The sequence below is a fragment of the Nocardia asiatica NBRC 100129 genome (assembly GCF_000308415.1).
GTDB lineage: Bacteria > Actinomycetota > Actinomycetes > Mycobacteriales > Mycobacteriaceae > Nocardia > Nocardia asiatica.
The window spans coordinates 1-21,137 of record NZ_BAFS01000453.1; the positions used below are offsets into that span (position 1 = coordinate 1).

The following is a 21,137-nucleotide window of genomic DNA, read 5'->3' on the forward strand; positions in this document are numbered from 1 at the left end:
GCTGATCGGTAACAGTCAACTGTGCCATCCCGCTTCAGTGTGAAAGTGGCAGGACTGACACCAATTTCGGAACTGGAGCGGATTAGCTATCAGCCTGCTGTTCTCATTCGCTTGCTGTCCTCAGACCTGTGGTCCCTGGGGGCGATTCACACCCGGGCTGCGGTTTCCGCGACGAACCTGTCCGGCAACGACGCTGCCGCAGGGAACGGCGTCGAGTTTCTCGAGGAAGGTGGCGGCGATATGTTCGGCGGCCCCTCTACCGGACAGCCCAGCTACGGACCATCTCACCGGCCTCGACGTGTTCTCCGTGCTGCAGCGCACTTCGAGGATTTCGACGCACTCCTGGCCGAACTCGTCCTGGACCGGGCCTGCGGGATCGACGACCGGTCCGCCGCATTGTGCGCGCCCCGCGCGCACGGGTTCGGTCGTGGGAAATGTCACCGAGGCGCTGGACCAGGTCTTCGGTTCCGTGGCCGGGGCCGTCCTGCTCCTGATCACCTTTCGCGACGAGTTGCGCGCCCGCCTCCGTGCGCGGTCGGGGGCAACATGAGTGGTCGTGCGAACTCGGTCAGAATATGCCTCCGAATGGCAGGTCGGTCAGTGTGTCGTCGGGTGTGGCGAGTGGGTGTGGTTCGTCAGTGAGTTCGGCGACGGCGGTGGCGATTTCGGTGATGGTTGCTTGGACGTAGGTGAGGGTGGCGCCGTCTTGTCCGGTGGGTTCGGCGTGGGCGGCGAATGCACGGGCGATGGCGTATCCGTAGTGGCGTTCGATCCAGGTGAGGGTGGTGTGGCGTAGCCAGTGGGTGGTGATCTGGTGGGTGGTGATCCAGGGCAGGTGGCGGCCGAGGCGTTCCCAGAGGTGGTCGTAGCGGCGGCGGGTGATGGGGCGCCCATATCGGTATCGCAGAAGTTGCTGGCTGGGGTCGTCTCCACGACTGCCGTGGTGGAGCAGGCGAGTGGTGAGGGTGGGGGATATCGGTTGCCAGTGGATGGTGCGCCTTTTCCGAACAGTCGTATCTGGGAGTGGTCAGGATCGATGTCTTCTGGTCGTAGGCGCAGGGCGCTGCCGGTGCGGCAGGCTGTCTCGAGGTGCAGGCGTAGTAGGAGGGTGTCGAGGTCGGGGTCGTCGCCGGTGGTGGCGGCGACGTGGTTGATCTGGGTGAGCTGGCGGGCGGACAGCGCGCGGCGGGAGCTGCGCTGGCGGCGTGGTTTGTCCAGTGCCGCAGCGGGGTTTCGGGAGGCGGGTATGTATTGGCTGGCAACGGCGTGGCGGTAGAGGCGCCGGATCGCGCCGACCATGTGTTCGGCGGCGCTGCGGCCTTCCCGGCTGTTGCGGCGCACGATCGCGTGGCGTCGTGTGTGCTCGACGAGTTGCTGGAGTTCCAGGCCGGTGGGGTCGGCGATGCTGCGGTCGGGCCAGCGGCTGCTGAGTTTTTGCCAGTAGGGCAGGTAGGTTCGTCGGGCGCCGGCCGGAGCGGCGTCGACTACTTGGGGAACGTACTCACCGAAGGTCGGGATGGTCACGTGGGTAGGCGCGGTCAGCAGATCCTCGGGGCGAACATCGAGGCGCTGCAACAGCAGACGCGCGGCCTCGAGGTCGGCGCTGTTCATGCGGCACCGACTATCTCGGCCACCATGGTGGACAGGGCGTCCTGGACGAGTGGTGCCGGAATGATCGCCAGAAGGCCGTCGGCTGGCAAGGCGAGAACCACGACCGGGTTGCCCGGTCGGAGTCCGGTGGCCCGCAACACTTGGGCGGGAAGCCATATCTGGCCGAGTGCCCCGATCTTGAACCGTGAAGTGCCCGCGTAAGTACCGCGGATGGCTATGACGTGCCCATGTACTGAATAGGCGATGGGATGTCCGGGCGGCCAGCCCATCGCAGCGAAACTACGCCGAGCCGACAAACGCGCGCGATCGTTGAGGATCGACACAGCGATCATCGAGATCGTTGACTGCTGCCGAAGAGTTGGTGGCTGCCCCACAGGGGAGGGAAGGGGTAGACCCTGCGAGTGTCGTGCTGTAGGCATGGACTTTCTTCCTTTGTCCAGCCTGCTGATCCTCCAATGCCATGGAACCAGATTTTCAGCGATCACGCCATATCTGGTACTGCGGATACGAAATGGACCTCGTGCGCTAACGACGATCGTTGCGCGGCTGGATTCGGAACACTCACATTGCGTCGCGGAGCGGGTCCGCAAGGTCCACCGACAAGTGCTGCGCCGCGAAAGTGCCGAACGCGCTCGATCCGCCGAACACTCCGTACAAGTGGCTTGTCGGCGCCCGCCTGCGCGCACCGTGGCCGGACCTGGCCGCGGCGCTGCTGACCGCCGAGCTCGCCCGCCCGGTGGGAACGTTTCTGGGAGTCGTGCGAGCGGGGTCGCAATGGCGTGCTCCTGGACATCGCGGTGCCGGTCGGGGTCGGGGATCAGACGGCCGCGTTCCTCGAGGAACTGGGCTGCTAGCGGGTCCATACGCCTGGTGGGAGTGCGTGCGTTCTGCCGCGGATCGGACCAGCTGCTCTGGGTTGGGCCGCTACGCCCCAGGCTTACGTCGTGTCCTGAATGCTCAATACGGAGCGGTCCTGTCGCAATACCGGTTGACGTAACCGCCCGGATGTCCCGCCCGCCTAGTCAGTCACCATGTCAGAGCGTTACAGTTGAGTCTGTCGGGCGCGGCACGGATGTCGGCTATGAGTGTGGGGAGTCGTTGTGGCCGTGAATTTTTCATGCCCGCCCTGGTGTGAATCGCACCAGGGGCGGGATATGAATAATCCCAGCGTTGGCATTGTCCATTATGGACCGGAATTGGTGCTCGAAATCGCCGAAGTGGTAGTTATCGGCGTTGTCCGTCGTATATCGATGCGAGTCAGTGCTCGCGATCATGGCGAATCACGCAGGTGTGTGATCGAAATGGTAGATCCGCACGGAGTCGGCTTGGAATTGACCGCCGATGAAGCTCGGCGGGTAGTGCAGATGCTGATCGACGCCGCGGACCTGCGGCTGACTGCCTCCGACGGAGAGTGCCCCCCATGGTGTCTGGAGCACACAGACCCCGACCCGGACGATCCTGACGATGAGCGCGAGCACCGAGGTCCGTTCCAAGCGATGGTCGTCGCCGGTACATACGAGCCCAGCGTCGCGATCGGGGTGCGAGTGCGCGCATTCGACGAGGAATACGCGCGCCGGGTCTCGCTGGAGATGCTGGTGCAATCGGTCTCTACCGAGCTGTTGGCGGCGGAAGCGTGCAAGATCTCGGCACACCTGCTCCACTGCGTAGATCTGGCCGAGTTGGTGGAAGTCGCATAGGAAGCATGGGCGCTACTCGGCCTCCACGTGGCTGTCCTGGTGCAGGCACCGGACTGCCATGAGCCAGCTCGTCATCCCGTTCTCGTCGACGAGTCGATCATCGGGGTCGAAGACGAGATAGAAACGGATGTCGCTTCGCGAGTGTTCTTCGATGTAGCCAGTCGGGCCGTTGGAGTCGACTCGATATCGGTGATATGTACCTGTTCGAACCCGGTGAGATCTACGCCCGAGCACTCGATGACCTCGCCGCCGAGGAATTGTTGATTACCCGTGTCGACACGACGTTCGACCGCGATACCTTCTTGCCGCTGCCTGCGCAGTACACGCGAGTCGAGTCACAGCCCGCGACCTACGGCGACTACCGGGTCGAACACGACACTTACAGATTATCAACCGGTCTGGAGAAAACCCTGTAGCTGTGAACGCACGATCCCACGCAGCGACGCGAACACCGAGCACATCTGGAATCGGTGGTCTTGGAGTTGTCGACGGGTTGGCCCCCTCGGCGATGACCTGTACCAGGTCTGAATCGTGGGTGCCGGCGACAATCGCGCAGACGAAGCACGGGCTCGCCTGTACGCGGCGCTCGTAGTCCCCGATATCGAACGGAATTCAAGGACCACTGGTCGATCACACCCGAAGGTGCGCTCGAACGCCTGAAAACACCGCGACAGCCGTAGTCCTACGTTGTGATCAGGCTCCCTGCAGTAGCGTCGGTTGTTGCTGGCTGGCGTTGGCAAAGAGTTTGATTACCGGTGCCTGCCAGTGGGGGCGGGTCGCGGCGAGTTCGGCTGCTTTGCCTCCGGCTGCGGTGAGGAGCGCGGCGGTTTCGTCGCGCAGGCGGCGGATCTCGGTTTGGACGGCCTCGATTGCTTCGTCTTTGGAGCCGTACATGTCGTCGAGGGCGTGTACCGCGGGGCCTTCGCCGATTTCGCCGACCCAGCCGTGGCCGGCGGGCCAGACGCGTCCGGTGGTCATGCGTTCGGCATCGGGAATGCCCTGGATACCGAGATACCGTGCTGTATCGACGATTTCGGACACTATTGTCGTTTCGCTCACGTCGAGCATCCTTTCAGGTCGGCGCGTGTGCGCTCATACGGAGGCTGCCAGGGTCCGTGCTTCGGTGTGGATGGTGCGTGTGATGTCGTCGCTTGGGCCGGTGTTGGCGGCGCGTGCGAGTAGTTGCAGGTCGCTGCCGAGACGTGCTGAGCGGACACCGCTGGCGAGATCGAGTGCTGTGCGGGCGGCTTCCTTGGCCCCGGTCAGATCGCGTTCAAGATACAGCAGTGTGGCCAGCCTGGCCGCGGTAATCGCTTTGCTGCGTGCCCGCTGGTCGGGGTAGAGCCTGACCGCCGCAGCGAGTTGGTCGACCAGGTCCGCGGATGCGTTGCTGGGAACTGCCTTGCGTGAGCGGTCGCCCTCGGGCAGCAGGTGTGTGACGACAAGATCGAACTGTGCACCAGCGAGGTCGCCGCCGAGTTTCGCTGGTGTGTAGTAGTGCATCCATGCCGGGTCATCGGCAATGGTGTCGGGTGCATAGGTATCCTGCGCGAGTTGGGCGTAGCGCTGGAAGGCATCGGCGTCACCGGCGCGGCCGTATGCCATTGCTTTGACGGTGTTCAGCATTGAGATGGTGTTGGGGGTCAGCGCGTCGACGCCGGTTTGAGCCAGCCGTACAAGGTCGAGCGCGCCATCGATATTGCCTGCGTGGATCTCCTGCCGCGCGAAGCCGGTGGCGACGTGGGCACGCATGCCCAGATCGCCGGATTCGCGAGCAATACGTAGCCCGAGAATGAACAGCTCGCGTGCGTCGGCGTGCAGTCCTGCATCGAAGGTCGCCCAGGCTGCTGAGTCGGCGAGTTCGGCGACGGTTGCCGCCAGCTGTGCACGCACAGCGGGTGTGGAGGAACCGTCGAGCAGGGCCAGTCCCCATCGGAGTTCACCTAGCAGCAGGTGCCGGGTGGCGCCGCCGCCGGATTGGCGGTCCCACACGGCCAGCGCGTCGGCGGTGGCTTGCAGTTGCCGGATGTCGCCGGAACGGACTGTGGCTGGGACTCTGCTGCGGTCGGCGGCGTCGATGATCATTGTGGCCGGTTGCTCCAGCTGGGCACCGAAGGCAACCGCCGCGGCGAGCGCAATGAAATCTCGGCGGTGCGAGGTCTCCACCCCCTTCGAGGAGTCGTCGCCGTCTGTGACGGATTCGCCTGTGAGCGTAGATGCTTGCTTGTGACTGCTGGCGACAAGCCGTTCGAACTCTCTCCGAGCGCGTGGATCCGCCGTGTTCAACGCGCTGCGCAAAAGATTCTGCGTTGCTGGGCGAAGTGTGACCGCGGCACGGCGTTTGCGCCAGTCCGCCACGGTGGTGACGTCGACGTCGAGTAGCGCAGCGAACCCGCGCACGGACTTTCCGAGCGCTTCTTGCAGAGCGACGGCCTCGGCGCCGGTCCAGGTGCGGATTACCACAACGATCCCCCTCGCGATTGCCGCCGTATCACGGTATCCGAACAGTGTCCCAACAGCGCGGCGAATCCCAACGGATCCCAACAGCTATCCCATTCCAGCGCAGTAGTTTTCGCGAGATCGTCGAAGTCAGCACTCGGCGCCGGGTTGTTGCAAGGGCAACGCCGACCGCCGGACAGGCACGACGAGTCGGCGGCGAAAGCCCCCCGCGCCGGGTGTATCGACTACGGAGGTTTGTCGTGTACTCGAACCAGCTAGCACAGACGAACAGACAGTCATCCGGAACTCTCCGCGGACCGGCGGCTGCGTGGGAAGCCATGCCCTCGCACTCCATCAGAGATCGCCAGCTCGCTGGGGTACGGATTGTCGTCACTGGTGGTGCAGGTTTCGTTGGCGGCAATGTCACCGCCGCTTTGCTGCTGTCCGGTGCCGACGTCAAGGTCATCGATGATCTGTCGACCGGGCGCATAGAGCGGCTTGCCAGGGCGCGGACGCTCGGGTTCAGCGACGGCGATTTGTGTGTGGCGGATGTTCGCAGCTACGACTGCGCTGAGGCTATCCGGGGTTGGCAGCCCCAGGTGCTGGTGCATCTGGCCGGACAGTCGAGCCTGCCATCGGCGATTCGCTCGCCGCTCCGGGATGCGGATATCAATATCCGGGGCAGCGTCAACGTACTGGAGGCGTGCCGGGCTGTGGGCGTGGAACGAGTTGTTTATGCGGCCAGCGCCGCGATCTACGGCCAGGTGCCGGCCGAGCAGTTGCCGGTTACCGAGGGGACACTGATCGCGCCGAGCTCACCGTACGGATTGAGCAAAGCCACCGCGCTGCGCTACCTGGAATTGTTCCACCGCGACCACGGCCTACCGTACGTCGCGCTGGCTATCAGCAACGTCTACGGCCCCGGACAGACTGCACCGGCCTGCGGCGTCATTCCGCAGCTGGTGCGCGATTTCGTGGATGGTCGGCCGATTCGGATCACCGGAGACGGACAGCAGACCCGCGATTTCGTTCACGTCGGCGATGTCGCCGACGCGGTCGTCCTGGCGTGTTGGGCGGACTGCGTCGGACTGGTGAATATTGCCTCTGGTCGGGAAACCAGCGTCGCCGAGGTGGTCGAGCAGGTGTGCAGGATAACCGGCACCCAGGTTGCGCGGCAGTTCGTGCCTGCTGTGTTCGGCGAGGCCCGCCGCATGGTGATGGACGCTGGCCGGGCCCACCGCGTGCTTGGCTGGCAATCACGGGTTTTGCTTGCCGACGGCATCGCTGAGGTCGTTGCCGACGTCCAGCGCCGCCGGGCGGAGGTCGCCGGATGACACCACCCATATACGCCTGCCAGCTCGGGCCGGTGACGGCGGGACTGGTCACCAACGACGACGTCGTGTTGACCTACCTTGCGAACTTCTATCGGATTGGCCACCTCGGTCCGGCACCGCGAGACTGGATTGTGGAAGCGATGGTTGGCGCACCATCACCCTGCATGGCGGTCAACGAGTGGGGCGTCGCGCACTGCAGCGACGCCAACGAACGACGGGCCCGTCTGAATTGCCCGGATCCGGTGAGACTTGCCGTGAGCGCCCGCAAGGCGATCCGGGAAGTGCTGGTCGACTATTGCGAGCAGCGCCGCTACACGATGCTGCACGCCTCCGCGGTCGCCGACGACGACACGGTGATCATCATTGTTGGCGACAAGGGGAGCGGAAAGACAACCTTGGCGATGAAAGCGGTGCTTTCCCAGGGTATGCGGTATCTGTCCAATGACCACCTGATCGTCTACCCTGCTGAGGACGGCCCGGCCCCGGTAACGCAGCTGAGGTTGACCTCGCTACCGAGTCCGATCCCGGTGAAGATCGGCACGTACCTGGATCTCGAACCGCAACTGCCCGCCCCATGGGACAGCGGCGACGTCCGCGTTGACGCCTACCGGAGCGTGGCGCGCGAGCAGCTCTACCGACTCGACCACCGGATCTACTACACATTCCCGCGCCTGGGCCAACAGAACCCGATCGTCGTGGACCTCCACGATCGCGGTTGCGGCCCGGCGGTCATCGTAGTGCTGGCCGGCTACCGCAGCGGCGCGGCTGGGCCTGTTGCTGTCGAGGAACCGATCGCCGCACTGATGCCGCATGTGCGCAGGGACTGGCCGTTCGATCCGAATCTCAACCAGCACTACTTGCCGCGGCGCGAACGCGGCCTCTTCGACTACGAGCACGACGCCCGGAACCTGGTCACCGCATTGGCCGATCGTGCCACCGTCATCGGCTGGCACCACAGCGGGGACCCCGCCGACCTGATCCAGTACTGCCGAACGAAAGCGAGCAAGCCATGACACCGACGCCTTTGGTGAGCGTGGTCATTCCCACCTTCAACCGCCCGGAACAGCTCGCTGCGGCCCTGGCCAGCGTCGCCGCACAAAACGCCGTCCCCGGGCCGATGGAGGCCATCGTCGTCAACGACGGCGGAACCGACGTGCGCGCCGTGATCGACAGCGCCCGCGACCGCGGCCTGGCCGTACGGTTGATCGACCTTCCGGCCAACCGGGGCCTGCCGTCCGCTCGAAACGTCGGAATCGACACTGCCCGAGGCGAGTTCCTGGCACTACTCGACGATGACGACGTGTATCTCCCCGATCATCTCGCCACGATGCTCACCGCGATCGATCACGAGCACACCGACGCCGCCTACGGGATCTGCCACACCAGCACCACGTGGATCGACCCGAGCATGCCACTGGAGCTGCCCGCCTACCGGTCGTTGCCGTTCGACGCGGACCTTCTGGCAGTGGCGAACTTCATCCCCGTGCACACCGCGGTGTTCCGGATGCCGCCACCAGCCGCACGCTACGACACGACCCTTCCGGCGCTGGAGGACTGGGACATGTGGTTGCGGCTGGTCCGTGAGCACGGCTACCGGTTCCATCACGTGCCGCAACCCACGGTGATCTACCACCGCATTCCCGACAGCGGCAGCATGTGCGCTACCACAGTTTCCGCCACGGCGGGCCTGGCCGGGTTCGGTCGGCTTGTTCAGCGCATCTGGTCCCGCTGGCCGGCCACCACAACCGAATCGGCGCGGTTCCGCCTCTATATCGCTGTCTTGTACTGGAATGCTTTGACCGTCCTCACCGAAGGGCGTCGACTGGCGGAGGATTACTTCCAGTGCTGTGTCGCCGACCTGGCCGCGGCCTGGCACGGCGACGAGCCCGAAAACGACCTGCCCGCCCGCATCATCACCACAATCGAGGACGGAAGCCGTGCCGACACTGCCGCATGACCTCGTCACCGCCACCCAGAATGCCGGAATCCGCATCGACACGGTGCTTCAGCAGACTGGCAAGACACTGCTCGCCGCGGGCAGCTTCGCCGGTCGGCGCGTGGCCGTGAAATGCCTGCTCGGCACCGACCCGTTCTGGGCCGGGAAATGGCGGCACGAACTCGAGGTGTACGAGGTTTTCGCGCACTCCGCGCCGCCCGTGCCAGTGCCGCAGCTGGTCTACACCGATCACACCCGGCTCATGGCACTGGAATGGATGAACGGGCAGCGCCTCGACGACGACCGCTACCCGCAGCGGTCACTCGCCGACACGGAGATCGACGCGGTGCTGGGCACAGTCGAGGCTCTGAACCGATGGCAGCCACCCGCCGGGGCGTTCGATGTGATCTTCGACTACCGAGATCGGATCGGCCGCTATCATGCCCGCGGCTATCTCACCGACACCGACCGCGACGCCTTGCTGCGCCTGGTCGACCGTGCCGGTGCTGTTGATCAGCTCAATCACGGAGACCCGTTGGCCAGCAACATCCTCCTCCGCGAGGAGGCCCCCGCTGTCCTGTTGGATTGGGAATTCACCGGACTGTTCCTGCCCGGATTCGACCTGGCAATGCTGCACGCTCAGCTCGGCGCCGCCACTGCAGAACTTCGGGCTCGCATCGACACCGCGGTCACCGCCGCGGGGATCGAGGTACCGTTCGTCGTCAATCTTGCGACCGTGCTCACCCGGGAAATGCGCATCCACCGGGAGCTGCCGGAAGGGCCGGTACGCGAAACGCGGCTTCGGGTCATCGACTCGGCGTGGCAGCAGACGCGAGAGCGTATGCACGCCATCGCTATGCGGGGTGTCTGATGCACATCGCCATGGTCCACCGCGATCTGCACCAACGTACCCGCGGTGGCATCTGCGCCATCTACCGGTCGCTTGCTACCCACATGACCGCCCGTGGCCATACCGTCACCCTGATCACCCAGCAATCCCCGCACCCGGTGACGGTGGACGGTGCCCGGGTAGTCACCCTTCCACGCACCGAAAACATGACCGCGCACCGGGCATCCGTCGCCGCCGTCCTCGACCGCATCCGCCCCGACGTGATCGACTGCTCCACCTGGGAAGCCGAAACGCTGACCTACTTGCACCAGCTACCCGAGTATCGGGCGCCGGTCCTCGTTCGTGGGGAATTCAGCGCCCGCACCCTCGGCGCCGACGACCTCGCCGCCGCTGAGCATGAGCTCGTGCACCTCGCCGACCGCGTGATCGCCGTCAGCCACTACGCCTCCCGCGACCTCGCCGATGCCTACCACATCGAGACACCCGTCGTGATCCACAACGGAATCGACCGCGACCGCTTCACCCCCGGGCCAGCCACCTGGCCCAACAGCGGACTACGCATCCATCTGGACCGCGACGGGCAGCCGAGCGACCCGGAGCCCATCCCCGCTTTGCTGGCCTCCACCTCGCCGCTACCGCCGTTCACCGCCGATCCACGTCACCGCCAGCGTCTGGTATGGGTCGGCAAGATCACCCCGATGAAAGGGTGGGACCGGCTCGAACAGATCGCCGCACGCCTCCACGACATCGCGGTGATCACTGTGGTGCTCGGACACTCCCGTGCCTTCTGCCCAGTCAGCGAGCACGCCCGCCACCTCGTCGTTGTCCACGACCTCGACGACGCCGACATGCCCGTCGTCTACCGCAGCGCCGACTGGCTGCTGTCGACCTCCCGCTGGGAAGGATTCGGACTCGCCATCGCCGAAGCACTCGCCTGCGGCACCCCCGTGCTCCTACCCGACACGCTCGGCACCGCCCCGGAACTCCTCGCCGCCGGAGGCGGATACACCTACCGCGACCCCAGCGACCTCATCGACATCCTCGCCGCCTGCCCCCCGCCCGTATCGACGCTGCCCACGACCTTCGACTGGGAAATCAACACCACCGCCACCCTCGCTCACTACCAGCAACTGATCGGTGCACGGCCATGCGCATACTCCTGATCGGCCCCACCGGCGGACACGGCAGCATCCCGCCCTACCTCGCGGTCCTCAGCACCGCGCTGCGCGCACTGGGAGCCCATGTCGACCGCATCGGCGGCACCGGCGTCCCCTACGACCCCCACCGTGGTGCGTTCTGGACGGTCGAGCGCATCCTCGCCGCCGCCGAACAACTCCTCACCACGGTCGATCTCGACACCTATGACGTCATCAGCCTCCACTACGGCAACCTCGAAATCGAACAGCTCCTACCGCACCTATGGGCACGACGCCGCAAAAGACCACCCGCCGTCCATCACGTCCACTGCCTCGCACCGACGCTGTTCTCCACCCACGCACCCGACATGGCGTTGCATGCGGTCGTCGAGCAGGCCCCTGCAAGCATGAACGGGTTCGTATTCTTCGGCAACTACGCACGATCCCGCTTCACCCGGCGCCACAACCTCAGCGCCCCCTCCACGACCAGCTGGCTACCGACCACCATCCCACCAGGCACCACCGCCCGCCCCAGCCCGGCACTCGAAACAGCACTCCACACTGCAGACGACGGCGTGACTGCGAGCCTTTACGGCTATGCCGCACCCTGGAAGGACCCCCGCGGTCTCCTCGCCGCCTGCGCGCAGACACGCAAGATGTGCAAAATCATTCTCGCAGGACCATTTTGGGACGATCCCAACCAAGCCGGCATCGACCTGACCCGCGAGACACGCACAAGCGTCCAACACGGCGCCGCACACGTCACGGTTGTGCCGACCTACTGCAACGCCCAACACCGGATGGCGCTCGTCGGACATTCCGACTTCGCACTGTTCCCCTATCAGAACCAATCCACGTTCCAAGGCAGCGGCGCCATCGCCGACTACCTCGCCCACGCCGTCCCTGTTCTGGCCACCGACATCGCCAACATGGCCGAACTCGTCGACGACACCGGCATCCTCATCGAACCCCACAACCCCGCCACCCTCGCCGCCGCGATCGACCGGCTCAGCGCCGACAGACGGTACCGACACTCACTGGCACGCCGAGCACGCCAACGTGCACACCAGTTCACCGCAGCACACCACGCCCGAACATGCTTGCAGCTCTACGAGAAGGTCATCGCAAGAAGAGCGACCCGACAATGACCAGCCCACACCCCACCACCGAACTGCTCATCGCCCGCCACGGCGAAGCCCACTGCAACACCGCCTCGATCATCGGCGGCCCCACCGGATGCCGCGGCCTCACCCAGCGCGGACGCCACCAAGCCCAGCTCCTCGCCGAGCATCTCAGGCAACACCAATCACACCACCCGATACACGCCATCTACACCACCCCGCTGCGACGCACCCGCGAAACCGCGGCCATCATCGCAACCGCCCTCGACATCGAACTGGAGATCGTGACCGAGCTCGCCGAACAACACCACGGCACCGCCGACGGCAGGCCCTGGCGCGATGTCGTCACAGAGTTCGGCAAGATCCCCGCACACCACCCCAACCAACCACTCGCCCCCGACGGAGAAACCTGGACTGAATACCTCCACCGATCCCGCAACGCGCTCACCCAAATCCTCGCCCGTCACACCGGTAAGCGGATCCTCATCGTCGGACACGGGGATACCGTTGATGCCGCCTTCCACCACTTCTTCGACCTACCGACCACCAGCAGGGCGACCGCCACAATCGCCATGTATCACGCGAGCCTCACCGTCTGGCGACAGCAACCAACCTCCTGGATCAACCCCACGGCCGGACTCCGATGGGCACTGCTCACTCACAACGACACACGACATCTCACCGACACGCCCAAACCACACCCAGCGACGGCTACACCACAACCGAAACCCAGTTGCGCCGAAACGTAGCTGCGTGGTCCGAAGCGGCATCTGCCGGTCAGCGGACCCAACTCCTTTCAAGGAGCACCTGTGATCGTCACGCCCCTCCAGCCCGAACACGTGAGCGAAGTCCATCAGCTCATCGAACTCGGGCAGCCCTTTATCCGTGCGCGCACCCTGTCCGACTACTGGCTGTACGCGAAGCTGTTCTCCTCGACCTGCCCGATCGCGATCAGGGAAGACAACACCATCATGGGAGCGGTGGTCGCGTTCCGAAGCCAAGACGACCCCACAGACATCTACGTCCAGGATGTCATCACCCACCCGCAGCACCGGCGAAGTGGCATCGCTCGAGCGCTTCTGCACAGCGTGCGATCACAGGCCGAGAAGTGGGACTGCGAGCGCTTGTATCTGACATCAGAAACCGACAACCACGCAGCGCACGCCTGTTGGACAGCTCTCGGCTTCGTCAACGTGCCCGGCGACCACGAGGTTAACGGCATATCCGTCATCACCGACTTCAAAGGACCAGGCCGGAGCCGTGCTGTGTACGAACTTCTCCTGACCTGAATGGGAACCAGAGAGTTGCTTTCGCGGCCACGCCGACGATCAGCTCACGGAAGGACAGCATGGACAGCAACACCACTGAACCGTTCCAGATTCAAGTCACCGCACGCGCTCTGGTCGCCAAAGGCGAGGATCTGCTGCTGGTGTCCGATGACGGCCGAATCTGGTACACACCCGGAGGTCGCCTGCAACCCGGTGAGTCGTTGCATGACTGCATCCGCCGCGAGGTCCACGAGGAAACCGGACTCCACGTGACCGCCGGTGAGCTGGTACACGTCTTCGAATACTGGGAAGAAAAGCACCACCGCCACAAGGTCGAGTGCTACTTTCTAACGTGTCTGGCGTCCGGTGAGCTCGATCAGGATTGGGCCGACCTTGACGGGCCGGTGGAGCATATGCGGTTCTTCAGCCCGCAGCAGATGCAGACCGAGGAGCATATCTATCCGCAGTTCCTGAGGAAGGGCCAGTGGCGCACTGGCGGGGACATCTATGTGGGCTTCGAACGGTAAACGCCAATGCCGACCGGGCCGGTGCTCTGTGCGGTCCGGTAGTGGGCAAAGGGCGCCGGTGAGAAAGCATCCCAGCACACGGAGCATAGCCCAACCGCGGGAGGCCCTTACTCAGTCAACGTGATGGCCGGGGCAAAGCACCCGCCGTAGATACGGGATGGCGCGGTCCGCCGAATTGACGGGGCGACGAGAAATCAACCCGAGGTATGCACTCCGTCACCGTCAACCATCCACGCGATCTGTTGTGCCCGAAAGCGATTTGTCCGCAACGGGTGTGCCCTGGTGGAAGTACATTCGCCAGCCGTCGTCGGTTCGCCGCCACAGCGAACTGCGTAGCGATTTCTGGCCGTCGCGTTCTGCGATGTAGGTGACATGCGCGAGGTCGGGGCTGAGCAGTTGTCCGCGGATCTGGGTGGCAGCCGTCGTGGTGGGTGGTTCGGCGGCGAGGGCGGCGATGATCGAGTCGCGGTCCCATCTGCGGCCTGACGCACCGAACTCTATGAAGCTCGGGGCGAGGAACACGGCCAACGCCTGCGGAGACGCCCGAACCGCCGGGTCCAGCAGGCGCATCTCGGCATCAATGACCTGTCGCACGGTGTCGTCGGCCGGTGCTGCCGCCACGAGCTCGTCCGGTAGTAGCGGAGAGCTGATCGTCAACACGCGTGACATCTCGATCTCGAACCGGTCCGGCCAGTCGATGCAGCGTTTCCGTTTGCCTGTGTTGGTGAATCCGTTTCTACGGTAGAAAGCGTGGGCTGTGTGGTTGTGTTCGAGCGCCCACAGCCGTATCTGGTGGTGCCGACCGGTGATGGCCCAGTCGATCACGGCGGCCAGCAGCCGGTCCGACAGCCCGGTCCCTCGATGGGCAGGCGCCACCCACATGGACACGACGGCCGGTAGATCGTCTTCGATCATGCCGCCGACCGACCCGACTGCTGTCCCGTCTGTGGTCTCGGCAATGAACAACACCCTGCCGTGCATCCATTGACGCCACTGCCGTTCGCTCCATCGGGACGCCAGATCGAAGGTGGACCCGAATGTTCCGGGTGGTGTCTCCCTGAGCGCGTCGAGCCGCACGGTGCGGGCGAGGGTCCATTCGTCCGGTTGGAGTTGGCGCACGATCATGCGCTGATCCTGCGGGGACTGGCTGTCGACGGCAACGCATTATCCTGATCGAACCCGTGAGCGAACTAGGTTCGGTGTGCGGTTGGCGACGGGTTGGGGGTGCTCTCTCAGTCGTACAACCGGGCGAGGAGCGCGCCCTGGCCCGATTGCAGGACATGGGCGGCTTCGAGTGGGATCCAGAAGCATTCGAACCGCGTCGGCTCTGATTCGCCGTCGTGGTCTTCCTGGCTTGCCCATCGGTCCGGGGCGTCCTCGCACAGTTTCAGCGAGAAGAAGTGCCGATGCTGGATCTCGAACCGGTACGGGCTGATGTCGTAGTCGGCTTCCCCGAGCTTGCGCACGATCTCGAACTCCGAGAGCCCGGTCTCCTCCCGCGCCTCTCGTAGGGCTGCACTCTCCGGGGTCTCCCCGGCCCGGATACTCCCAGCGGGAACCTGGATACCGACTTCCTCCCAGGAGAACTCGGGGTGCCGGAACACCAACAGCTTGCCGTCACAGACGACGTACACGACGACCTTCTCAGTGATGGCCTTCTCAGGCATCGAGCGCAATCCCTCCCTCCGAATCGACAAGTCGTGGCGAAGCAGGAAACCGCGCCGGACGGGCAGCTCAATCTATCCAGTACCGGCGATTCAGAATGCCATCCGTACATGGTTCAACCGATTCGAGGACGCCGCCGCAGGATTCGATGATGCGCCGAGAGGCGAGGTTGGTGTCATGGCAGGTGATGAGTATCCGATCGATGCCGATCGCGCGGGCGATGGTGAGGCTGTGGCGGAGGATGGCGGTGCCGTAGCCGCGGCGTCGATAGTGTGCCAGGACTGCGTAGCCGATGTGACCGCCTCGTCGGCGTAGTGCGTCGTTGAGGGTGTGCCGGATGGACGCGCGGCCGACGATCCGGTCGTCGACGGTGGCGACCAGGTAGGTGGCCGCGACGATACCGTCGGGCAGATTGATCCCCTGGCGGTAGTCCTCCAGCATCGACAGATACTGCGGCCATGTCATGGCCGGTGTGAGCCCCAACGCGAAGGGGAATCCGTCGTCGTCGGCCATGGCCTCATGCGCCGCGCGGACCACCTGTTCATCCGACACGCGCAACGGCCGCAGCCGCACCGCATCGAGAATGGGCGAGGTCCGGGGAGCATTTGACATGGCCCGCACCGTAGCCAGCGAAACTACCGTCGTCGACGGATTTTCAGCCGCGATCCGCTCGTGCCGACTTGGAGTGGCACGCATGCTCCGCCGAGCGACACATCAGTCCCCAAATGTCTGCGTCCAAGGCAAGGCGGTGTGTCTTGTCCTGGAGCAGGGTCGGTCGGTGGCCGAGGTGGCGTGCAGTCCCCAATAACCTTCTTGGCGGCTTGCTTCGCGGGTTTCGCGCGTACAGGTTGTGCCGACTTGTGACCGCCGGTTGGTATCCGGTGAGCCGAGGTCGTGCACGATCATGTCCGATAGCCTGGATGGCGAGTTCGGTTGGTGGAAGGACGTTTTCTGCTTTTAGGGGGTGGCGGTGTGTCCGGTGAGCTCCAGGTTGAGGTCGACCGGTTGCGGGAGGCAGCGCGATTCGTGTCGGGGAAAGCCCAGGCCATCAGGGATGAGCTGAAGCGGCTCGATGACACTATCGGCAAGGAACTCCTCGCTGACGGCTGGCAAGGCAAGGCGGCCAGCGCGTATGACGAGTCATGGGTGGAGTGGAAACACGGCGCCGAGACGGTGATCGCTGCGCTGGAGGAATCCGCCACAAGCCTCGCTGAAGCCGCCAACCGCTACGAGAACCGCGACACGACCACCCAGCAGGCGATCACAGGGTTGACCGGATTGGACCTCCCGTGACAGACAGCGGTCGCTACCGCGTCGATCTAGAGCAGCTCGATGCCGCGGTCGACACGATGCAGAAGTTCGGCCGCACGGTCGAAGACTGGCTGGGCGAGGTCGACCGCCACATCGCCGACTTGCACCTGACGTGGACCAGCGACGCGGCGACCGCGCAAAGGACCGCGCACGACAAGTGGGTCACCGGTGTGAACGAGATGCGCGAGAACCTCGATGAACTACGGGAGGTCGCGAAGAAGGCGCACCAGAACTACACCGCTGCGATCGAGGCCAACACCCGGATGTGGCCGTAATGTCGCCGCCGGTTGTGCAGGTGGATCCGCAAGGCTTCACCAAGGCCGCCGAGGTCTACGAAGGCGTGCACAACGCGTTGATCTACGGCGTCGACACGCTGACGAAGATACTGGGCCAGTCCGGCGGCAGCGCGGGTTCGGACAACGCCGGCCGGGCATGGAGCAACGACTACGACCCGGCCGCGTGGGACACCGTCGACGCGCTGGGCGAACTCGCCCTCGCGGTGGGACAGATGCACGACCTGCTGCAGTTCACCGCCGCCAACCACGCCAACGCGAACTCGCAATCCACGCCGGAACCGAACCCGAACGACCTCGTTTTCCCGCCAGGGACGCTGAAGGTCTACCAGCCGCCCGAACCCCCAGCCGTCTACGGTGGCCATGACCCGGAGCCGACCGGGTGGGACTGGGTCAAAGGCGCGGTCCAGGGTGAACTGTGGCCGAATGGGCACCCCGACGTGCTGCGAAAGATCGCCGCGGCGTGGCGGACCATGGCCAACGCCCTGCGTATCGCGGCCGGTCCATTGCCGAACGCACGGCAGTTGATCGAGGCACAGCAAAGCCCGGAAACACCCCAAGCGCTCGAGCAGGCCGACATCGTCAAGGGCCAGTTCGACGCCTTGGCCACCGTGTGTGATGAACTCGCGAAATCCTGTGACTCGTACGCGAGTTCGGTGGAACAGACCAAGAACACGATCAAGCGTGCGCTCATCGAACTCATCGCGATCGTCGCTGTGGACCAAGCGTTCGGGTGGATCGCCGCACCGTTCACCGGTGGCGGGTCGGCGGCCGCCGCGCAGGGCGGAATGGCGATCGCGATCGGCATCTACGGCGCCCGCATAGCTGCGGTCATTCGCGCGCTGATCGGTCTCGCGGAGGCGTCCCGCGTCCCGGTCGCGGTGTCGCAGGCCGTTGCCCGTGGCAGCGAGGCATTGATCCCGCTGATCCGGGCGCGCCCAGCCCTGGCCGGCGCCGACGGTGTCGTCGCGCCCGGACCGTTCACGACATTCGCCAACCTCCGCCGCCCGCACCTGACCCAGCAGACCAGAGACACGATCATCGCCAGAACACGAACCTGGGGACGGCCCGGCGAGAAAGAAGACTTCTACGTCGTCGAATCCGAACCGAACGTCAAGGTACCGATCAACAAGTCCTATGACGACAAACCCTGGGTGCAGCAGCTACCCAAGACCGAGGACGGCAAATACTACGTCGACGCGGCCAACAGATCGTTGTATCCAGTGAACCCGAAGTGGGAATTCGGCCACAATAGCGGCTTTGAGCACCGGCGGCTGCTGGCCGATGCCCAAAGCCGCGGCTTGACCCAGAAAGAGTTCGACGACTACGTCAACAGCCATCCCGAGCGGTTCCACATCGAAGACATGACCGGAAACAGAAGCCACAGACGGGAGCAGAAGTAGATGACCGAACCGGACGAATGGGGCCGAACCCCTCTGCATTACGCCGCGATGGAGGGCCAGGTCGATGCCGTCGCGCGTCTGCTCGACACCGAGGACGTCAACGCTCGCGACAACGAGGGATGGACGCCGTTGCACTTCGCATCCCAGTACGGGTTCACCGAGATCGTCCAACAGCTACTCGACGCGGGCGCCGACATCAACGCCTTGACCGAGAAAGGGATGCCGCCGATCTACTGGGCGATCATGTCCTCCAGCGGAGATCGAATCGGCACGGTGCGCCTCCTGCGCGCGCGGGGCGCCGACCCGACGAAGTCGACGATCAAAGGGTACTTCGGAACCCAAAGCCCCCTGGACGTGCTGCGGGAAGTCCGCAACGACCCCGCCATGCAGGCCGAATTCGCGGACCTGCTGTGAGCGAACCCCCAGACCTCGACGCCACACTCGAGGAAATGAAAACCAAAGCCAACCAGGTCAAGTCGGCCCTGTCCCGCATACGCGGCATCGGTATAGCAGGCAACGGCGCCATCACAGCGATCGTCGATTCGGCCGGACACCTGCGCGACCTGAAACTCACCCGGGACGCACACCGGTGGGGAGATCGGCTGGCGAGCCTCATCCTGCAGGCGACCGCCGCTGCCGAAAAGGACGCCGCCGCGAAGGCTGGGAAGGTGATGGGTCCACTCATCCACGACGAACGTGTCGAAGCCGGAATCAAAACGATTCGCGAAACCTTCAGACAAGCCGAACCCAGGACGAAGCCCCCGACGCCGAGGACCGAAGAAGAGATCCAGGCCGCTGACGACGCCTACTTCGAACGCATGAACGACAAGGCTGGAACCGCTGAATCTGACCGCATATAACCTCCTCCCGGCCAGCCTGGTGCTGCTGCATTCTGATCTGATCGCAGGTCGCTCGCCTTCAGCAGCCGCTGGCGCATCACACCTGACCAGCTGCGACGGAACATGGCTACACGAACCCGGTGAAGGTGGGCCGTTCTGCGGACCAGGGACGGTAAGCTGACGGCGGAGTGTCAGGACGCGCACGCGCTCCACCTTTTTCGCCGGAGTCACCCCGCCCACGCTGGTTCGGTGACAGTGACGGCCAAGGTCCTCCCCGGGGCCCGCGGTAGCTCGTTTCCCTGTTCGCATGATCTTTCGTCGCAGGCAGGGTGGCGTGGGCACCGCTGCCGGAACTGGACGAGGGCATGCCCAAGAACAGCAGCGCGCGCCGTCGGCGCCGGGCTCACCGCATCGCCGTCGAGGAAGGCGTGAAGTACACCGAAGCCTTGCGTCGCGGCGATGAACGCGCCAAGCAAGCGCGCGCCGACGAACAGGCAGAGCACGATTCGTTCCTGAGACCGGTGAAGGTCGAGATCGACGGTGTCAGACGCTATTTCCGACGTGAGGATGCCGAGCAACTCAGCCGCGACGGGTTGGCCGACCCAGTCGAGAAAGATGTTGTTGCCGCAGTGGATGTGCTGTTACCGCAGGTGCGTGCACTACTGTCAGCCAGGTTACGGCCGGTGACCGTGACCGGGCCGGACGGGCAGCCGCACAGGGTAGTGCCATGCGCGGCCGAACACCGCGAGAACTTCCGCGACACGGTGCAGAAGGTGATCAAGGACCTAGAGCGTGTGCGAGAGGACGCCGAGATCGCCTGGGTCGAATCGGCGACCGTGGCCGCTGCCTACTACGCGGTGGATCTGAAATTGAGTGGTCTGCGTCGGATCACCGACGGGCACTGCGTGATCGGGTCGAGTCGGCGGTGGAAGCGGCCGAGGTGCTGTCGATGACGGCAGAGGCCACGCACAGTCGAGGGTGCATGCTCGGAGCGGGCGAAAACCGGTCCCGGCGGGGCTGGGGATACTCGCCGTGCGCCGCCGGTGACGTGCGGGTGCGCGTAAGGATCTTCGATGACGACACCATCGTTACCGCCCCGGGGTGTCCTCGCCACGCCGCCGAGGAAATCGTGCACTGGGACTACTTCGTCGAGATGGGTGACTCCGCGGTCGAGGTCATGGGCGGGACGGACGATGATCTCGACATCATCTACGACCTCGCTGCCGAACTCCGCCGTGAACGCAAACGGATCCAGCGAGAACGGGAAGAGAACAACGTCGGGTCATACACCCTGCCGTCGCCTCCATGGATGAGTCGCCAGGACTGGTGATCACCGACGAATAGGAGCTGGCCGTCCTGCGGTCGGTGTCGGCGCGAACGGCAAGGTAGGCGGCCCGGCTAGTTTGAGCCAGCCGTTCCCAGGCGTGCGGTGGTCAGGCAAACGACGAACAGGTCACTGACCACCGCGGGCCGCAGGTCGGCGGCAGGCTTGTCAATCAGGATGGCCGACGCTGTCGACGCCGCGGGTCGGCGGTGAATGGCGGTAGCGCCGAGCCGGAGGCCAGCAAAAGCCGATATCGACACCGATCGCTCAGCTGCCCGCTGGGGTCCTGCAGGACCCGTAGTCTGCTACACGTGCCCGACCCCGGATAGACCCCGACTGTCGGCATGGCAGCGTTGACGAGGGTGCCGTCCCTCACAAGGAAC

Annotated in this window: 26 protein-coding genes; 19 read left to right on the forward strand and 7 right to left on the reverse strand. The window is 64.7% G+C overall.

The window, feature by feature from the left end; all coding sequences use genetic code 11:
- The first annotated feature begins 427 nt into the window (after positions 1-427).
- Complete coding sequence (locus ON27_RS45475; protein ID WP_280413563.1) at positions 428-550, forward strand: hypothetical protein; 123 nt, start codon at positions 428-430, stop codon at positions 548-550.
- 47 nt (positions 551-597) lie between these two features.
- On the opposite strand, the gene ON27_RS45480 is transcribed toward ON27_RS45475, so the two are convergent.
- Both ON27_RS45480 and ON27_RS42040 read right to left on the reverse strand, forming a co-directional pair.
- Positions 598-1,611 (reverse strand): site-specific integrase, encoded by a 1,014-nt coding sequence (locus tag ON27_RS45480; protein WP_218003089.1) that lies wholly within the window; start codon positions 1,609-1,611, stop codon positions 598-600.
- Positions 1,608-1,943 carry an AbrB/MazE/SpoVT family DNA-binding domain-containing protein gene (locus tag ON27_RS42040; RefSeq protein WP_083888028.1) on the reverse strand — a complete coding sequence of 112 codons (336 nt, stop codon included), beginning with the start codon at positions 1,941-1,943 and terminating at the stop codon, positions 1,608-1,610. The genes ON27_RS45480 and ON27_RS42040 overlap by 4 nt, the downstream gene beginning before the upstream one ends.
- A 774-nt stretch (positions 1,944-2,717) precedes the next feature.
- On the opposite strand from ON27_RS42040, the gene ON27_RS34385 reads away from it, so the two are divergent.
- Both ON27_RS34385 and ON27_RS34390 read left to right on the forward strand, forming a co-directional pair.
- Positions 2,718-3,308: a DUF6907 domain-containing protein gene (locus ON27_RS34385; protein ID WP_373282816.1), complete on the forward strand. Its 591-nt coding sequence runs from the start codon at positions 2,718-2,720 to the stop codon at positions 3,306-3,308.
- Between the two features lie 194 nt (positions 3,309-3,502).
- Positions 3,503-3,724, forward strand: a complete 222-nt coding sequence (locus ON27_RS34390; protein WP_043737176.1) for a dihydrofolate reductase family protein — start codon at positions 3,503-3,505, stop codon at positions 3,722-3,724.
- 277 nt (positions 3,725-4,001) lie between these two features.
- Here the strand turns inward: ON27_RS34390 and ON27_RS34395 are convergent, their stop codons facing one another.
- Positions 4,002-4,367, reverse strand: a complete 366-nt coding sequence (locus ON27_RS34395) for a hypothetical protein (RefSeq protein ID WP_157227668.1) — start codon at positions 4,365-4,367, stop codon at positions 4,002-4,004.
- Positions 4,368-4,400: 33 nt separating this feature from the next.
- On the reverse strand, positions 4,401-5,771 hold the full coding sequence (locus tag ON27_RS34400; RefSeq protein WP_043737182.1) for an NsdA family TPR-like regulatory protein: 1,371 nt from the start codon (positions 5,769-5,771) through the stop codon (positions 4,401-4,403).
- Positions 5,772-6,007: 236 nt separating this feature from the next.
- Here ON27_RS34400 and ON27_RS34405 point away from each other — a divergent pair, with 236 nt between their 5' ends.
- Genes ON27_RS34405 through ON27_RS34445 form a run of 9 tightly spaced genes read left to right on the forward strand, consistent with a single transcriptional unit; the run spans position 6,008 to position 13,919 of the window.
- Positions 6,008-7,081, forward strand: coding sequence for an NAD-dependent epimerase/dehydratase family protein (locus tag ON27_RS34405; protein WP_218003090.1), 1,074 nt, complete (start codon positions 6,008-6,010; stop codon positions 7,079-7,081).
- Positions 7,078-8,094, forward strand: coding sequence for a phosphoenolpyruvate carboxykinase (ATP) (locus tag ON27_RS34410; protein ID WP_157227672.1), 1,017 nt, complete (start codon positions 7,078-7,080; stop codon positions 8,092-8,094). The genes ON27_RS34405 and ON27_RS34410 overlap by 4 nt, the downstream gene beginning before the upstream one ends.
- Positions 8,091-9,038, forward strand: a complete 948-nt coding sequence (locus ON27_RS40395; RefSeq protein ID WP_051047317.1) for a glycosyltransferase family 2 protein — start codon at positions 8,091-8,093, stop codon at positions 9,036-9,038. The genes ON27_RS34410 and ON27_RS40395 overlap by 4 nt, the downstream gene beginning before the upstream one ends.
- Positions 9,019-9,888: a phosphotransferase gene (locus ON27_RS34420; protein ID WP_051047318.1), complete on the forward strand. Its 870-nt coding sequence runs from the start codon at positions 9,019-9,021 to the stop codon at positions 9,886-9,888. The genes ON27_RS40395 and ON27_RS34420 overlap by 20 nt, the downstream gene beginning before the upstream one ends.
- Positions 9,888-11,030 (forward strand): glycosyltransferase family 4 protein, encoded by a 1,143-nt coding sequence (locus ON27_RS34425; protein WP_043737185.1) that lies wholly within the window; start codon positions 9,888-9,890, stop codon positions 11,028-11,030. The genes ON27_RS34420 and ON27_RS34425 overlap by 1 nt, the downstream gene beginning before the upstream one ends.
- Positions 11,015-12,151: a glycosyltransferase family 4 protein gene (locus ON27_RS34430; RefSeq protein ID WP_043737187.1), complete on the forward strand. Its 1,137-nt coding sequence runs from the start codon at positions 11,015-11,017 to the stop codon at positions 12,149-12,151. Before ON27_RS34425 ends, ON27_RS34430 begins: the two co-directional genes overlap by 16 nt.
- The gene (locus ON27_RS34435) at positions 12,148-12,873 is read left to right on the forward strand and encodes a histidine phosphatase family protein (RefSeq protein ID WP_051047319.1); all 726 of its coding nucleotides are present in this window, start codon (positions 12,148-12,150) and stop codon (positions 12,871-12,873) included. The genes ON27_RS34430 and ON27_RS34435 overlap by 4 nt, the downstream gene beginning before the upstream one ends.
- Positions 12,874-12,933: 60 nt before the next feature.
- On the forward strand, positions 12,934-13,413 hold the full coding sequence (locus ON27_RS34440) for a GNAT family N-acetyltransferase (RefSeq protein WP_043737190.1): 480 nt from the start codon (positions 12,934-12,936) through the stop codon (positions 13,411-13,413).
- A gap of 59 nt (positions 13,414-13,472) precedes the next feature.
- Positions 13,473-13,919, forward strand: coding sequence for an NUDIX domain-containing protein (locus ON27_RS34445; protein WP_043737192.1), 447 nt, complete (start codon positions 13,473-13,475; stop codon positions 13,917-13,919).
- A 222-nt stretch (positions 13,920-14,141) separates the two neighbouring features.
- Here the strand turns inward: ON27_RS34445 and ON27_RS42045 are convergent, their stop codons facing one another.
- The 3 genes from ON27_RS42045 to ON27_RS34460 form a co-directional block, all read right to left on the reverse strand.
- Positions 14,142-15,044 carry a GNAT family N-acetyltransferase gene (locus tag ON27_RS42045; protein WP_083888031.1) on the reverse strand — a complete coding sequence of 301 codons (903 nt, stop codon included), beginning with the start codon at positions 15,042-15,044 and terminating at the stop codon, positions 14,142-14,144.
- 107 nt (positions 15,045-15,151) lie between these two features.
- Positions 15,152-15,586, reverse strand: coding sequence for an NUDIX hydrolase (locus ON27_RS34455; RefSeq protein WP_043737195.1), 435 nt, complete (start codon positions 15,584-15,586; stop codon positions 15,152-15,154).
- Between the two features lie 67 nt (positions 15,587-15,653).
- Positions 15,654-16,196, reverse strand: a complete 543-nt coding sequence (locus ON27_RS34460; protein WP_051047320.1) for a GNAT family N-acetyltransferase — start codon at positions 16,194-16,196, stop codon at positions 15,654-15,656.
- 360 nt (positions 16,197-16,556) lie between these two features.
- Between ON27_RS34460 and ON27_RS34465 the strand changes: the two genes are divergently transcribed.
- From ON27_RS34465 to ON27_RS34495, 7 genes are all read left to right on the forward strand, one after another.
- Positions 16,557-16,877, forward strand: a complete 321-nt coding sequence (locus ON27_RS34465) for a WXG100 family type VII secretion target (RefSeq protein WP_043737199.1) — start codon at positions 16,557-16,559, stop codon at positions 16,875-16,877.
- On the forward strand, positions 16,874-17,170 hold the full coding sequence (locus ON27_RS34470) for a WXG100 family type VII secretion target (RefSeq protein ID WP_043737202.1): 297 nt from the start codon (positions 16,874-16,876) through the stop codon (positions 17,168-17,170). Before ON27_RS34465 ends, ON27_RS34470 begins: the two co-directional genes overlap by 4 nt.
- Positions 17,170-18,591 carry a WXG100-like domain-containing protein gene (locus ON27_RS34475; protein WP_043737204.1) on the forward strand — a complete coding sequence of 474 codons (1,422 nt, stop codon included), beginning with the start codon at positions 17,170-17,172 and terminating at the stop codon, positions 18,589-18,591. The genes ON27_RS34470 and ON27_RS34475 overlap by 1 nt, the downstream gene beginning before the upstream one ends.
- On the forward strand, positions 18,592-19,005 hold the full coding sequence (locus ON27_RS34480) for an ankyrin repeat domain-containing protein (protein ID WP_051047321.1): 414 nt from the start codon (positions 18,592-18,594) through the stop codon (positions 19,003-19,005).
- Positions 19,006-19,040: 35 nt separating this feature from the next.
- Complete coding sequence (locus ON27_RS43540; protein ID WP_157227673.1) at positions 19,041-19,451, forward strand: YbaB/EbfC family nucleoid-associated protein; 411 nt, start codon at positions 19,041-19,043, stop codon at positions 19,449-19,451.
- Positions 19,452-19,795: 344 nt separating this feature from the next.
- On the forward strand, positions 19,796-20,383 hold the full coding sequence (locus ON27_RS34490) for a hypothetical protein (RefSeq protein ID WP_157227675.1): 588 nt from the start codon (positions 19,796-19,798) through the stop codon (positions 20,381-20,383).
- Complete coding sequence (locus ON27_RS34495) at positions 20,380-20,760, forward strand: hypothetical protein (protein WP_157227677.1); 381 nt, start codon at positions 20,380-20,382, stop codon at positions 20,758-20,760. The genes ON27_RS34490 and ON27_RS34495 overlap by 4 nt, the downstream gene beginning before the upstream one ends.
- Positions 20,761-21,137: the final 377 nt, after the last annotated feature.